The following is a 14,134-nucleotide window of genomic DNA, read 5'->3' on the forward strand; positions in this document are numbered from 1 at the left end:
ACTCACCGGAACTTCGGGTCGAGGGCGTCACGCAGGGCGTCACCCATGAGGATGAAGGACAGCACCGTGCCGACCAGCAGACCACAGGGGAAGAGCAGCAACCACGGGTCCTCCAGGAAGTAGACCTGGTGGACCGAGATCATGATGCCCCACGACTGGGCCGGCGGCGCGAGCCCGACACCGAGGAAGGTCAGCGTGGCCTCCGCGGCGACGAACGAGCCGAGCACGATGGTCGCGTACACCAGCATCGGGGCGATCGCGTTGGGCAGGATGTGCCGGAACATCAGCCGGCCGTTGCCCGCACCGACCGCCTTGGCGGCGTGCACGTAGTCGAGGTCCTTCGAGGAGATCACGCTGCCCCGGATGATCCGGGCGATGGTCGGCCAGGCGAGCAGGAAGAGCACCGCGGCGATCGTCCAGATGTTCTGCCGCTTGATCACGGTCAGGAACACGATCGCGCCGAGCAGGAACGGCAGCGAGAAGAAGATGTCCATCACCCGGGAGATGACCGAGTCGACCCAGCCGCCGTAGTAGCCGGCGAGCAGGCCGAGCACCCCACCGAACACCACGATGCCACCGGTCGCCATGACGGCGATCACCATCGACGGCCGCGCGCCGTAGATGGCGTGCGAGTAGTAGTCGCAACCCAGGATGTCGAAGCCGAACGGGTGCTCCCCGCTCGGCCCGATCCGGGACCGGTCGGTGGTGCAGTCACGCGGGTCCTGGCTGGTCCACAGCTTCGGGAAGGCCGCCATCGAACTGACCACGAGGATGTAGAGGAAGGCGATCATGAAGACCGGGTCGCGGACCAACTGCCGCCGGGCGTCCGCCCACAGGCTGGCGCTGCGCTCCTTGCCGTCGCCGCCCGGAACCCCGGTCGGCGGGCCGTCACCGGTCACCGGCGCGCCGCCGACGGCTGCGCCCGCACTCGTCAGGTCGCTCATCTCCACACCTCGTTTCGCTCCACCCGGCCGCCAGGAGCGGTCGGAAGACCCTGCGTCCGCGTCGTCACCACGATCTGGTCACTCATAGCGGATCCTCGGGTCGAGCACGGCGTACAGGAGGTCGACCAGCAGGTTGGCCACCAGGACGACCAGGACCAGCATGGTCACCACGCCGACCACCACGGACGACTCGCCGGTACGGGCCGAGAGCGTCACCAGCCGGCCGATACCCGGCACGTTGAAGATGGTCTCGGTGACCACCGCACCGGCCATCGCGGCGCCGATGTCGACGCCGAGGAAGGTGATCACCGGAATCAGCGAGTTGCGCAGCGTGTGCACGCCGATGACCCGCTTGTTGGTCAGGCCCTTGGCCTTGGCCGTCCGGACGTAGTCGGCCCGGACGTTCTCCATGATGCTGGTCCGGGTGAGTCGCGCGGTGGTGGCGAGCGAGACCGCGCCGAGCACCATGCCGGGGATGATCAGGCTGGCGAACGGGTAGTCGGGCTTGAAGCCGGGGCTGAACATGCCGGTGGAGATCACGTCCGGGATCCAGTCCTGGCCCCGCAGCACGTTGCCGAACTTGACCCCGACGAACTCCCGCACCACCACGCCGAGCACGAAGATCGGCACCGAGATGACGAAGACCGTGCTGATCTTCACCAGGTAGTCGGTGAAGCTGCCGCCCCGCAGACCGGCCAGCACACCCGCCGCGATACCGACGACCGCCTCGAAGACGATCGCGATCACCAGCAGCTTGAGGGTGAACGGGATGGCATCGGCCACCAGGTCGGTGACCTCGCGCTGGCGCAGGTTGATGCCGAAGTCAAAGTGGAAGAACACGCTCTGCAGACGGTCTGCGAAGAGCCCGAAGCAGGGGTTGCCCCGCTGGCCCAGGCAGGGGTCGCCGTAGCCGAGCCGCTCGGTGATCGCTTCGAGCAGCGCGGGCGGCGGGGTCCGGTCACCGAACAGAGCCCGGACGGGGTTCCCGCTGAACTGGATCGCCAGCGAGGTCATGTAGTGGAGCAGGAACATGGTGCCCAGCACGGTGGGAATGAACTGGAGCAACCGTCGAATGACGTAGCGCCCCATCTCGGGGTCTCCTCTCGGCGCTGACGTGGCGGCAACGATCACCCTGGTGGGGAGACCGTTGCCGCCACGTCGTGTTACGGCTAGATCAGGAGCCTGAAGCTCAGTTCTGCTTCAGAGAGGTTGCGCCGTAGTCGGCGTCCGCGACGGCGTTCCAGACGAACTGGTCCACGTTCTCGCTGTAGATCGCCGCTTCCTTCCGCCACCACATCGGGATGACCGGCAGTTCCTCACCCAGGATGTCCTCCGCCTGCTGGTAGGACGGGATGGCGGCCTGCATCGAGGCAGCCGAGTCACCGGCCTTCATCAGCTCGTCGAACTGCGGGTTGGTGTAGCCCGAGTTGTTGCTGCCAGCACCCGTGCCGTACAGCGGGTACAGGAAGGTCTCCATGAACGGGTAGTCCGGGCCCCAGCCGAGGCGGAACGGACCGGTGAACTTCTTCTTGTCCGCGGTCTCGAGGTACTCGGCGAACTGCAGGTTGACCTTCAGCTCGTAGTCGATGCCCAGCGCGGCCTTGATCTGGTCGCCGACCGCCTGGAGCCACTGGTCGTGACCGGCACCGGCGTTGGCCCACAGGGTCAGCTTCTTGCCGGCCGGCCAGCCGCCAGCCTCGGCGAGCAGCTGCTTGGCCTTCTCGACGTCCTTGGCGCAGTACTTGCAGACGTCCGGGCGAGCGCCCTCGAAGCTCGGGGCGACGAAGCTCGAGGCCGGGGCGAACCGGCCGTCGAAGACGGCGTCGATGATGGACTGACGGTCGATCGCCAGCGACAGGGCCTGGCGGACCTTCTTGTCCTTGAACTCGTCCATGTACAGCGGGAAGCCGACGTAGGTGAAGCTGTCACCGGCCAGCTCGAACATCCGGTCGCCGTAGGTGGCCTTGGCCTCCTTGTAGCGGGCCGGCGGCACGGTGTACATCACGTCCAGCTCGCCACCCTGGAAGGCGGCGTAGCCGGCGTCGACGTCGGCGAAGATGCGGTACTCGATCCGGTCCGGCTTGCCGGCGTCGCCCTTCCAGCTGTCGCTGCGGACCAGGTTGATGGCGACGTTGTGCTGCCAGTTGCCGTCGATCTTGTACGGCCCGTTGCCGATCGGGGTCTCGTTGCACTTGGCGATGTCGGCGACGCACGCCTCGGCCATCGGGAAGAAGCCCGGGTAGCCGATCGTGGTCGGGAAGCCGGAGAACGGTGCCTCCAGCTCGACGGTGAAGGTGAGGTCGTCGACCTTCTTCAGGCCGGCGAGCTCCTTGGCCTTCGGCTCCGGCGCCTTCTCCGGGCCGTCGCCGTCCGGGTCCGTGGACTGGACGTCCTTGATGCCGGCGATCCGCTTCATGAAGTAGCCGTTGTTCTGAGCGTTCGGCGAGTACGCGGCGAAGTTCCACGACCGGATGAACGCGTCGGCGTTGACCGGCTCGCCGTTGTCGAACGTGTAGCCGCTCTTGAGCTTGATCGTCCAGAGCTTCTGGTCGGTCGACTCGACCGACTCGGCGAGGTCGTTCTCGACCGCGGAGGTCTGGGCGTTGTACTTGACCAGACCACGATAGAGCTGACGGATCACGTACAGCGACGGCTCGTCGTCACCGCCGGACGGCGTCAGGAACGCCGGCTCCGCGTTGTAGACGCGCAACGTGCCGCCGGTCTTGCCGGCGGTCTCGTCGTTGTCGCCGCCGCCGCCACAGGCGGTGGCCAACATGGCGGTGGCGGTCGCCACGACCGCCACCTTCAGGAATTTCCCGCGCATGGGAGTGCCTCCTCAGGGCGCTCGGCTCACGAGGGGGTTGTGAGGTGCCTGCCACTGTGACACCCGATGCACCCAGGCGGGAAGGCGTGTTATCAACCCGATATCCGCCCGGGACGGGGCCGACACCGACCCGGAGCCGGATTCACTTCACCCCGGATGCATGGTATGAGCTGCCCGTCAACGGCATTTTCGCGCCCGAATGGCCGATTGACGGGACGGCGCGAGCCGCACCGAAAGCAGCGCGGTTACCGGGCGTGAATCCCGCCACTCGGGCCCAGATGCTACCCGAAAAGACGATGCCAGTTCCAGACGGGCGGCTGACCTGACCAATCGACTGGTCAGACAAGCCGCCGGTCCGCCGCCCACCGCGACAGTTCGTACCTATTGGACATCTGGAGCTTGCGCAGCACGTTCGAGACGTGCGTCTCGACCGTCTTGATCGAGATGTAGAGCTCCCGGGCGATCTCCTTGTACGCGTAGCCCCGGGCGAGCAGCCGAAGCACCTCGCGCTCACGGTTAGTGAGCTGATCCAGCTCGGGGTCGGCGACCGGGGCGTCCGGGCGGGCCGCGAAGGCGTCCAGCACGAATCCGGCCAGCCGCGGGCTGAACACGGCGTCACCATCGGCCACCCGCCGGATCGCCGCGGCCAGTTCGTCCGGTGAGATGGTCTTGGTGACGTAGCCCCGGGCGCCGGCCCGGATCAGCCCGATCACGTCCTCCGCCGCGTCGGAGACGCTGAGCGCCAGGAAGCGCACCTGGGGGTGGCTGCGCCGCATCGCCTCCAGCACCGCCCGGCCACCGCCGTCGGGCATGTGCACGTCGAGCAGGACGACGTCCGGTCCGGTCGCCGCGATCCGGCTGACCGCCTCGGAAACCGTGCTCGCCTCGCCCACCACCTCGACGTGCGCGCCCAGCTCGGCGCGGACGCCCGCGCGGAACATGGCGTGGTCGTCGACCAGGAACACCCGTAGCCGCTCTGGCCCGGCACCCGCCGGCTCGACCGGTCGCGTCGACTCCTCGGCCATCATCTGTCCCTTTCCGCCGTGGCCGAATCCCGGGAGATCGGCAGGATCAACCGGACCTCGGTCCCCTCCCCCGGCCGGGAGCGGATCTCCGCCCGGCCGCCGTGCCGCTTCATCCGCCCGACGATCGAGCCTCGGACACCGTGCCGGTGATCCTCCACGGTATCCGGGTCGAACCCCACACCCCGGTCCCGTACGAAGACGCTGACCTGGTCGGGCTCGACTTCGGCGTAGAGCGAGACGGTCTGCACCCCGGCGTGGCGGGCGGCGTTCACCAGCGCCTCGCGGGCCGCCGCGACCAGCGCACCGACCCGCTCGTCGGTCTCCCGATCGCCGACCACCACGGGCTCCACCGTGATCGCGAAGGTGTCCTCGACCTCGGCCGCAGCCTGTTCCAGCGCGGCGGCGAAGCGTTCGGTGGGCGACGCGGTGGGCTTGTAGAGCCAGTTGCGCAGCGAGCGCTCCTGGCCACGGGCCAGCCGCTGCACCGCCTTCACGTCGCTGGCGTTGCGCTGGATCAACGCGAGGGTGTGCAGCACCTGGTCGTGCACCATGGCTGCCAGTTCGGCCCGCTCCTGCTCGCGGATGCGCCCCTCACGCTCCGAACGGAGCTGGTTCCACGTCCGCCAGAGCACCGGAGCGGCCACCACCCCGACGCCCGCCAGCCCGACCAGGGCGAAGATCACCCCGTTGACCACCGCGTCGAAGTTCTGCGCCGGGGAGTAGACCGCCGCGACCCCGATGATGCCGACCGCGACCAGCACACCGCCGCCGACGAAGCGGAGCACGAAGGCGCGCCGGTCGCTCTCCTCCACCACCGCGCCGAGCCACGGCACCGGCATCGACTCGCCCCACTGGCGTCGTCGCTCCGGCGCGGACTGGTGCCAGATCACTCCGGCGCCGACCGCGATGATGGCGACCAGCCAGCCCGCGGTGCCGGCCGCACCCACCGAGTCGAAGACCATCATCTGGATCAGCAGCACGCCGAGCCCGATCGCCACGAACGGCAGCAGTTGCCAAACGTCCCGGCGGGGCGGTACGGCGGTGTCACCGGGACGCACCGGGACGACGGCCCAGAAGGCCGCGTAGAGCAGCAGGCCGAGCCCGCTCAGCCCGAGCAGCACCATGAAGGCGATCCGGACCCGGACCACCGGGACGCCGAGATGCTCGGCGATGCCGGCGGCCACCCCGGCGGCCATCCGGTGCTCCGGGGCGCGGTAGAGGCGGGGTGGCTGGCTGACGGTGCTGATCGCGGGCTCCCTGGTCAGGATGGGGCGGGCCGGGCGGTGGTCGGTTACCGGCGCCGATCCGATCGTCACACGTAACGCGGTCGCCCGACCACGGGGACGCCCCGGACATTCCGGGGTGACCGATCTCAGGGTGGGGTCAGGGTCGCCTCCGGAGGTCGCTCGGGCCCCCGGAGCAGCAGGATCGACGTATGACCGACGATGCTGCCCAGCCGCACCGGCCGGGGCCGAGCGAGCCGGAGCCGACACCCCCGGCCGCCGCTGCGGCGTCCGCCGATCCGGCGCCCGAATCCAGCGCCGCGGGGGACGCCACCACCGTGCCGGCCGGCGGCCGGGCGCCCACCGGGGAGACGGCGTGGGACGGGACAGCTCCACCGGTCGCCACACCACCGCCCGCCGGGCCGGGGGGGCCGGGCGGACCGTGGTACGGCGGTGACCCCTCGGCCACCACCCCGCCACCACCCGGCGGCGGCCCGTCCGGCTCCGTGCCACCGCCGCCCCCGGACGGCTCGGGTACGCCCTTCGGCGGTGCCGGCTTCACCTCGCGGTACGGGCTTGTCCGCCCCCGCGAGGGCCGCTACCTGGCCGGCGTGTGCGCCGCGGTCGGCCGGGCCACCAACACCGATCCGGTGCTCTGGCGGGTGCTGCTCGCCGTGCTCGGCTTCTTCGGCGGCATCGGCATCCTGGTCTACGTCACCGCCTGGTTGATCATTCCGGGCGAGGGCGACAGCGCCTCGCCGGTCGAATCCATGCTGGGCCGGGGCCGCTCCAGCATGTCCCCGGTGACCGTGATCGTGCTCAGCATCCTGGTGGCGGTGAGCTTCGGCTACATCGTCACCGACGCGTTCCGCGCGGTGCTGCTCGGTGCGGCCATCCTGGTCGGCGGCGCGCTGCTGCTCAACCGGCAGCAACGTGGCCCCCAGCCCGCCGCCGCGCCGACCGCGCCGCCGCCGACCCCACCACCACCTGGTCCGGTGCCACCGGTCAGCTACCCCGTCCCGACCGCGTACCCGCCGCCGTACCCGGGTTTCGGCCGCACCGCGCCCGCGACCGCCGCCCCGGCCGCCTTCCAGACGTACGCGCCGACCTCCGGCGCCCCGTCGGCGCCACCGGGCACCCCGATCGCCGAGGAGCCCACCCTGAACCTGCCTCCCACCCCGGCACGGCCGCCGGCCGGCACCCCGACATCCCCACTCGGCCCGCCGGCCGCCCCGCCGACCTACCGCCCCCCGTTCGCCCCGCACGGTCCGTACGCCGGGCAGACCACGGTGCCGCAGCCGCCGCCGAAGAAGCCCAAGCCACCGAAGAAGCCCCGGGAACGATCCGCCCTCGGCGCGATCACCTTCTCGCTGATCTTCATCGCGCTGGGCGTGGTCTGCCTCCTCGACATGCTGGGCGTCTTCGGCATCGGCGCCTCGGGCTACTTCGCGGCGGCGCTCGCCGTAATCGGCCTCGGCCTGCTGGTCGGCACCTGGTTCGGCCGGGCCCGCTGGCTGATCGCGCTCGGCCTGGTGAGCGCCGCCGCGCTCGGCGTGGCCACCGTCGCCGAGTCATACGACCGGGTCCGCGGGGTGGGCGGCTCGGTCACCTGGGCACCGACGGAACACCGTGACCTCGCGGTCCGGTACGAGCAGAGCTTCGCCGACGCCGTGCTCGACCTGCGCGCGATCAACTTCGACCAGCAGGACACCGAGATCACCGTCGTCATCAACTTCGGCGAGGCCACCGTGGTGGTGCCGCCGAACGTGGACGTGACCGCCACGGCGCAACTCACCGCCGGCGACGCGAACATCTTCGGCCAGCGGCGCTCCTGGGGGATGGACAACCAGCCCAGGGAAACCGTCGACCTCGGCGCGGACGGTCCCGGCGGCGGAAAGCTGCGCCTGAACCTGCACATCAACGCCGGACACATGGAGGTGACCCGGTGAAGGTCCACCGCACCGACCTGGTGTCGTTCGCCTTCGGGCTGCTCTTCCTCGCACTCGCCGCCTGGTGGCTGCTCGCCCAGGTGCTCGGCCTCGTCCTGCCACCGGTCGGCTGGTTCCTGGCCGGCGGGCTGATCCTGGTCGGCGCCCTCGGTCTGATCGGTGCGCTGCGCTCCAGCCGGCACGCCAGCAAGCCCGAACCGACCGGCCCGACCGGGCCGGAAACGTCGAATGCGGCCGGCACCGCGGCGTCGGGCGCGCCGCCGGCGGACCCCACCGACACCGAACCGTCCGGCGGGCCGTGGGCGGGCACCTCCCTCACCGAACCGCCCGGCACGCCGTGGGCGGACACCACCTTCACCGAACCGCGCGGCATGCCGTGGATCGAGCCGACCGAGGGCGACCGGACCATCGTGGACCCCGGCCCCGAAACGGTCCGGCCGGGCGCGGCGGGCGAGCCGGCCGGGGAGCGTACCGCCGACGGCGACCGTACGCTCGACCTTCCGTTCGAAGGCGAAGCGCCGCCGGGACAACGGGGGCCGGCGGCCTGACCATGCGGTGCCGGTTCGGGGCCGCCTATGCTGGCCGGTGTACTCCCGCCTTCGCCGGCCAGCCCATGCCGCGGGGCATCCTGCGCGGGCCACCGGCACGCGCGGGCCGTCCGCGGCCGGGCCGACCTCGCCGAGCGGTGTGATCTCGCGTCAGTCGCCTCTACCCCGTCAGGAGCCCGTTCGACATGACCCAGTTCCCCGCCGTGCGTGCCTCCGGCCAGTCCGGTCCGGCCCGTCTCGGCGAGCGTGCCGCCCGTACTCTCGTCTCCGAACTCGCCCGGATCAACGACCCCAAGGCCGCCCTGCTGGTCGGCGTGGCCCCGGAGTCCGCGGTGCTGGCCGCGGCGATCGACGCGCTGCTGCCCGGCGACACCCTCACGGTGGTACCAGCCGAGCGGGTCAGCGCCACGGCGCTGCGGGAGCAGGTCACCGCCCAGGGCCGTTGGGTCGCCGACCGGGTCCGGGTCGTGGACAGCCTCGCCGAGGCCGAGCCGGCCGCGGTCGTCGTCGCCGGTGAAGCGTTCGTCGGCACCGCGGAGGAGACCCGTGGCGCCATCGAGGCGCTGTCCAAGTACCTCGCCGACGGCGCGGTGCTCTGCCTGGCCACCGCCGTCGGCCGGACCGCCGGCGCCGCCGCCGAACTGGACCGGCAGGGCGCGCTGTACGGCGTCGGCGCCGACCTGGTGCTGCGCAACTCCCCGCCGGTACGCGTGTACCGGCTCCGCTTCACCCCGGCCGACGCGGCGGCGGCGGAGCGCCTCGCCCCGGCCTACCGCCCGTCGAGCGTGCCGCTGACCCGCGGCATGAACATCGACTCCAACGGGGTCGCCGCGGCCGGCATCGCCCTCGGCCTGGCCGCACTGACCCGGCTCGCGCGGCCCAAGTCGAAGCTCTGGCTGCTGCCCGCGCTGGCCGCCGCACCGGTGGCCGCCTTCTTCCGTGACCCGGAGCGGGACGTGCCGGAGGACCCGTCGGCCGTGGTGGCCGCCGCCGACGGTCAGGTGCTGTCGGTGCAGCGCCTGCACGACGAGCGCTTCGGTGACGGCGAGTTCCTGCGGATCGCGGTCTTCCTGTCGGTGCTCGACGTGCACGTCAACCGCTCGCCGGTGGCCGGCAAGGTGGTCGACTACTTCGTCGCCGACGGCGGCTTCGTCAACGCGATGAAGCCGGACGCGGAGCACAACGTGGCCGCGTACACAGTGCTGGACACCACGCACGGCACGGTGGTGGTGGCGCAGCGGACCGGCCTGATCGCCCGGCGGATCGTGCAGCGTGCCCCGATCGGCGCGCTGCTGGCCCGGGGCGAGCGGTTCGGCCTGATCCGGTTCGGCTCGCGTACCGACGTCTACCTGCCGGTGGAGGCCGCGGAGCCGCTGGTCGGTCCCGGCGACAAGGTCGTCGGCGGGTCGACCGTCATCGCCCGCTGGCGCTGACGGTCAATGCCAAAGGGGCGTCGCGGTCCACCGCGACGCCCCTTTGCACAGGTACGGGATCAGATGGTGCGACGGTGGCGCAGCCAGAGCAGCGGGCCACTGATCAGGTATCCCACCACGATCAGGCCGAAGGTGAGCCGGACGTTGATCAGCGCACCGACCACCGGCGCGAGCCAGACCCACAGCGGCAGCCGGACCAGCCGGGCGAGCTTGGCGTACGGGAAGCTGCTGACCATGGTGAACGCGAGCAACGCCACCCCGGCGACCTGCACCACCCCGGGCACCGGCAGGCCGATCACCACCATCAGGGCGAGCACGGCCGCCGCCATCGTGGTGGGCACCCCGCAGAAGAACCGGCCGTCCTTGGGCGAGACGTTGAACCGGGCCAGCCGGATCGCGGCGCAGGCCGCGACCAGCGCGGCGGCTACCCCGGCGGCGGCCGTCGGCACCTCGCCGGCGAGCGAGGCGTAGACCACCACCGGCGCGGCGAGGCCGAAGGAGCACATGTCGGCCAGCGAGTCCATCTGGGCACCGAACGGGCTGGACACACCGAGCTTGCGGGCCAGCGCGCCGTCCAGGCCGTCGAAGGCCACGCAGGCGATCAGGAGGAAGGCGGCGAGCCGCACGTCGCCCCGCATGGCGACGAAGATCGCGTTGATGCCGAGCAGCAGGCTGGCCAGGGTGCAGGCGTTGACCAGGGCGAACTTCATCCGCCGGGCCATTGTCCGCTCGCCGGGCAGCAGCGGGATCGATGTCGGCTCCGGCTCGTCCGCCACCGGGGCCGGCACGACCGCGGGGCTGACCGGGGCGATCGTCTCGAGCCGGGCGCGGTGGAACCGCTGCAAGCCGTACCGGCGGCGCGGGCGTTCCGGGTACCGGGGCTCGGGCAGCGCGTCCGCCGGACCGTGCAACTCCGCACCTCGGCGGCCGACGCGGACCAGCAGGACCTGACGAGCGAGGGTGCCGCTGCGGCGCAACGGGCCCGTCCAGCTTCGCCCTGCGGGACGCGGGCTGTCAGTCGTACGACGCCGGCGCCATGGGGCTCTCGGCACGTTCCCTCCATCACCGGATCAGCTGACCGCCGTGAGGGGCGGGCGTCCGGCCGTCTCGTGCCGGACCCTTTCTGGCCCGGCAGCCGTTTTGCGGAGTACACCATCGCACAGGGGGGTGGGGATTGGCGATAGCAGCCGACGGTACTTAAAACTCCCCTAACCGCGCGAACCGCCGTCTTGTTCCCATCCCGGGCGTCATCGCCCGTTTCCTCCATCAGCCCTGCCTCGACTGTACCGGAGCCCGGCACCGCCAACCCGGCGAGCGGGCGTCGGCCGCTCCGAGGCCGACGGCTGGGCCGGGGCCTCCAAAACCGCGGCGGCGATCTCCGTCAACGGAAGTTCTCGCAGCCCGGCCGGGGTAAACCAGTCGGCGCGGGCGGTGGAGCCACCGGCCAGTTCGGTCACCTCCGGCTCGGTCGGGACGTCGACCGCCACCCGGTAGACGACCCGGATGCCGTGCCAGTCGAGCGGGTACCCCTCCGGGCCGAGAGCCGCCGGATTGTGCAGATTGTCCACGCCGATCAGTTCGGTCACCCTGCCGAGTTGGCCGGACTCCTCGACCAGTTCCCGTAGCAGCGCGGTGACCGGCTGTTCACCGTGGTCCGTGCCGCCGCCGGGCAGGTGCCACCGCCCGGCGCCCGGATACCCCTCGGCGATCAACGACAGCAACACCCGACCAGCGGGATCGGTGACCAACCCGTACGCCCCGAAACGCTGCCGCCGATCGGTCCCCGGCGGGGCGAACGGCACCCGTCGCCGCAGCGCGCCGGGCGGCAGCGGGACGACCGGCAGGCCGAGCGCCTCGGCGGTGAACGCCAGCAGCGACAGCCCCGCGGCCTCGTCAATGGTCAGCCAGCGGGCCAGGTCCGTGGTGCCGGTGGTGCCGTCCGGCTCGGCGTGCAACACCCCGCCCACCGGCGTCACCTCGAACAGGATCCGGTCGGTGTGCAGGGCCACTCCCAGGTCGGGGTACGGCACCACGTCCGCGACCACCGCCCGGAGCCCGGTCACCTCGACAGCCAGCCCGGTCTCCTCGGCGACCTCACGGACCACCGCGTACGCGGGATGCTCGGCGTGCTCCAGGCCGCCGCCCGGCAGCGACCACACCCCCGGAAAGTCCGCCTGGTCGGAGCCCCGCACCAGCAGCACCCGATGCTCGGCATCCCGCAGCACCCCGTAGGCCCCGACCCGCCGCACCTGCTCCACACCCCGACCTTAGGCCCAGCCACGATCGATCATGAAGTTGACGGGCGTTTTGGAGATCGACAACGCCGCCAACTTCATGATCGACGGGGGCCGGTGGGAGTCAGGTGAGGCGGGCGGCCTGGACGGCTTCGGCGGTCACCTCGGTGAGGCGGTCGGTGGGGAGGGCGCCGAGTTCCTCGCGGGCGAACCAGCGGGCCTCGCAGGTGGAGCCGCCGACGTCGCGGACCGTGGGCGGGGCCGGCTGGTCGACCACCACCCGGTAGAAGGCACGCACACCGTGCCAGTCGATCGGGTAACCCTCCGGGCCGAGCGAGGCCGCGTCCCGATGGCTGGCGACCCCGAGCAGCCCGACCAGCCGCCCGGTCTGCCCGGTCTCCTCGACCAGTTCCCGGATCAGCGCCGCGCCCGGCTGCTCGCCGTAGTCGGTGCCTCCGCCGGGCAGGTGCCAGCAGCCCGCGCCCGGGTAGCCGTCGGAGACCCGGGTCAGCAGCACCCGCCCGGCCGGGTCGGTGACCACGGCGTACGCGGCGAAGCGCTGCGCCCGGTGCAGCCCGTCGGGACCGGGCACCGCGTAGAAGGAGGGGAACTCCGGTGGCTCGTCGGGCACGATGTCGGCCGATGAGGCGGGCAGCCCGAGGGCCCGTGCGGTGAACGAGCGCAGCGGCAGCCGCCGGGCCTCGTCCGGGGTGAACCAGCGGGCCAGGTCGGTCGGCCGGTCGACCCGGTCGGTCAGCGTGCCGCCCCGGACCGAGACCCGGTAGACCAGGCGGTCGGTGTGGATGGTGATGCCGCGCTCGGGCAACGCCCGCATGTCGGCCAGCACGTCGTGCAGGCCGGCGACGGCCACCGACAGGCCGGTCTCGGCGGCGGTCTCGCGGACGACGGTGTGGTTGGGATCCTCGCCGTGGTCTACCGCCCCACCGGGCAGGGACCACGTCCCGGGTGTGCCGGAGCGCTCCGATGCGCGGACCAGCAACACTCGGTCTACCGAATCAGTACAGACTGCATACGCCGCGATCCTGCGGAGCGGCTCCAGCATGGTGGTCACGGAGCCAAATTCTCCCCGCGACCCGTTACCGGCGCGGAAAAGAGTCGGATTCCTGACTGATTGCTCCCCCTGAGGATCAGTTCAGGGTAGGGATCCGGGCGGTCACCGAGGTCGATGTGCGGCGTGTAGTGGACCGTGGAGTCATGACTTCCACACCCCAGGCTCCGTACAAGCAGCTGCGCCGCCCGACCACCGACCGGATGGTGGCCGGGGTGGCCAGCGGTCTCGGCCGCTACTTCGCCGTCGACCCCACTCTGGTACGCGTCACCTTCGCCGTCGCCACGCTGCTGACCGGCGGGATCGCGGCCCTCGCGTACCCGATCATGTGGTTCCTGATGCCCGAGGAGCCGGCCGGCGCGCCCGCCTGGCCGCACTCGACGGGCTCCCCGCCGCACGCCGGACCAACCGGCCCCACGCCGCACCCCGCCTGGCCGTTCCCCGGACCGGCGAGCCCCGCACCGCACGGACCGGCAGGACCCACGCCGCAGCCCGCCGGGCCGATGGGCACCCCGCACCCCGCCTGGCCGTTCCCCGGACCGGCAGCCTCGGCGCCGCATCCCGGCCCGGAGGGCACTCCGCCGGCCTCGGCCGCCTGGCCGCCGGCTCCGTCCGGGCAACCGGCACCGCCGGCCGCTCACCCGGCGCCGGACCTCTCGGCCACGCCGGAGCCCGCAACCAGGCCGGATCGTGAAGCTACCCCGGCTGCCGACGCGGCGACCACGACCGACGACGTGACCACGACCGAGCCGGCAGCGAAGCCGGAGCCTCAGCAGCCGAGCGGGCCGGTGGCGTGAGCCGGGGTCACTCCCACTCGATGGTGCCCGGCGGCTTGCTGGTTACGTCCAGGGCCACCCGGTTCACCTCGGCCACCTCGTTGGTGAT

11 protein-coding genes and 2 pseudogenes are annotated in these 14,134 nt (G+C 71.7%); 4 read left to right on the forward strand and 9 right to left on the reverse strand.

Annotated features, from left to right (window positions below; translation table 11 throughout):
- Positions 1 to 2: 2 nt before the first annotated feature.
- From AB0M52_RS07965 to AB0M52_RS07985, 5 genes are all read right to left on the reverse strand, one after another.
- Positions 3 to 944, reverse strand: a complete 942-nt coding sequence (locus AB0M52_RS07965; RefSeq protein WP_363950430.1) for an ABC transporter permease — start codon at positions 942 to 944, stop codon at positions 3 to 5.
- A 78-nt stretch (positions 945 to 1,022) separates the two neighbouring features.
- A complete protein-coding gene (locus AB0M52_RS07970; RefSeq protein ID WP_363950433.1) occupies positions 1,023 to 2,033 on the reverse strand; it encodes an ABC transporter permease in 1,011 nt (336 codons plus the stop codon).
- A gap of 100 nt (positions 2,034 to 2,133) precedes the next feature.
- Complete coding sequence (locus AB0M52_RS07975) at positions 2,134 to 3,768, reverse strand: ABC transporter substrate-binding protein (protein ID WP_363950436.1); 1,635 nt, start codon at positions 3,766 to 3,768, stop codon at positions 2,134 to 2,136.
- 338 nt (positions 3,769 to 4,106) lie between these two features.
- Entirely contained in the window at positions 4,107 to 4,793 is a 687-nt protein-coding gene (locus AB0M52_RS07980) for a response regulator transcription factor (RefSeq protein ID WP_363950438.1), read from the reverse strand.
- Positions 4,793 to 6,058, reverse strand: a complete 1,266-nt coding sequence (locus AB0M52_RS07985) for a PspC domain-containing protein (protein ID WP_363950454.1) — start codon at positions 6,056 to 6,058, stop codon at positions 4,793 to 4,795. Before AB0M52_RS07985 ends, AB0M52_RS07980 begins: the two co-directional genes overlap by 1 nt.
- 170 nt (positions 6,059 to 6,228) lie before the next feature.
- On the opposite strand from AB0M52_RS07985, the gene AB0M52_RS07990 reads away from it, so the two are divergent.
- The 3 genes and pseudogenes from AB0M52_RS07990 to AB0M52_RS08000 all read left to right on the forward strand — a co-directional run bounded on the left by AB0M52_RS07990 (position 6,229) and on the right by AB0M52_RS08000 (position 9,946).
- The gene (locus AB0M52_RS07990) at positions 6,229 to 7,965 is read left to right on the forward strand and encodes a PspC domain-containing protein (RefSeq protein ID WP_363950441.1); all 1,737 of its coding nucleotides are present in this window, start codon (positions 6,229 to 6,231) and stop codon (positions 7,963 to 7,965) included.
- Positions 7,962 to 8,144: pseudogene (locus AB0M52_RS07995) on the forward strand (hypothetical protein); the annotation flags it as partial. The gene AB0M52_RS07990 and the pseudogene AB0M52_RS07995, both read left to right, overlap by 4 nt.
- A gap of 554 nt (positions 8,145 to 8,698) precedes the next feature.
- Entirely contained in the window at positions 8,699 to 9,946 is a 1,248-nt protein-coding gene (locus AB0M52_RS08000; RefSeq protein WP_363950444.1) for a phosphatidylserine decarboxylase, read from the forward strand.
- A gap of 59 nt (positions 9,947 to 10,005) precedes the next feature.
- Here AB0M52_RS08000 and AB0M52_RS08005 read toward each other — a convergent pair whose 3' ends face one another.
- The 3 genes from AB0M52_RS08005 to AB0M52_RS08015 form a co-directional block, all read right to left on the reverse strand.
- Complete coding sequence (locus tag AB0M52_RS08005; RefSeq protein WP_363950447.1) at positions 10,006 to 10,923, reverse strand: CDP-alcohol phosphatidyltransferase family protein; 918 nt, start codon at positions 10,921 to 10,923, stop codon at positions 10,006 to 10,008.
- 270 nt (positions 10,924 to 11,193) lie between these two features.
- Entirely contained in the window at positions 11,194 to 12,204 is a 1,011-nt protein-coding gene (locus tag AB0M52_RS08010; RefSeq protein ID WP_363950449.1) for an NUDIX domain-containing protein, read from the reverse strand.
- A 100-nt stretch (positions 12,205 to 12,304) separates the two neighbouring features.
- Positions 12,305 to 13,252, reverse strand: a complete 948-nt coding sequence (locus tag AB0M52_RS08015; RefSeq protein ID WP_363950452.1) for an NUDIX hydrolase — start codon at positions 13,250 to 13,252, stop codon at positions 12,305 to 12,307.
- A gap of 143 nt (positions 13,253 to 13,395) precedes the next feature.
- Here AB0M52_RS08015 and AB0M52_RS08020 point away from each other — a divergent pair.
- Positions 13,396 to 13,728 (forward strand): annotated as a pseudogene (locus tag AB0M52_RS08020) (PspC domain-containing protein); the annotation flags it as partial.
- A 325-nt stretch (positions 13,729 to 14,053) separates the two neighbouring features.
- On the opposite strand, the gene AB0M52_RS08025 reads toward AB0M52_RS08020, so the two are convergent.
- On the reverse strand, positions 14,054 to 14,134 hold an 81-nt coding region (locus tag AB0M52_RS08025), incomplete at its 5' end, for a hypothetical protein (protein WP_363950456.1).

Source organism: Micromonospora sp. NPDC051296, assembly GCF_040682255.1.
Lineage (GTDB): Bacteria > Actinomycetota > Actinomycetes > Mycobacteriales > Micromonosporaceae > Micromonospora > Micromonospora craterilacus.

Bases quoted from the DNA above. Each gene is read 5' to 3' on its own strand.
- AB0M52_RS08000 (WP_363950444.1), top strand. From the start codon at position 8,699: ATGACCCAGTTCCCCGCCGTGCGTGCCTCCGGCCAGTCCGGTCCGGCC.
- AB0M52_RS07965 (WP_363950430.1), bottom strand. From the start codon at position 944: ATGAGCGACCTGACGAGTGCGGGCGCAGCCGTCGGCGGCGCGCCGGTG.
- AB0M52_RS07980 (WP_363950438.1), bottom strand. From the start codon at position 4,793: ATGGCCGAGGAGTCGACGCGACCGGTCGAGCCGGCGGGTGCCGGGCCA.
- AB0M52_RS07990 (WP_363950441.1), top strand. From the start codon at position 6,229: ATGACCGACGATGCTGCCCAGCCGCACCGGCCGGGGCCGAGCGAGCCG.
- AB0M52_RS07975 (WP_363950436.1), bottom strand. From the start codon at position 3,768: ATGCGCGGGAAATTCCTGAAGGTGGCGGTCGTGGCGACCGCCACCGCC.
- AB0M52_RS07970 (WP_363950433.1), bottom strand. From the start codon at position 2,033: ATGGGGCGCTACGTCATTCGACGGTTGCTCCAGTTCATTCCCACCGTG.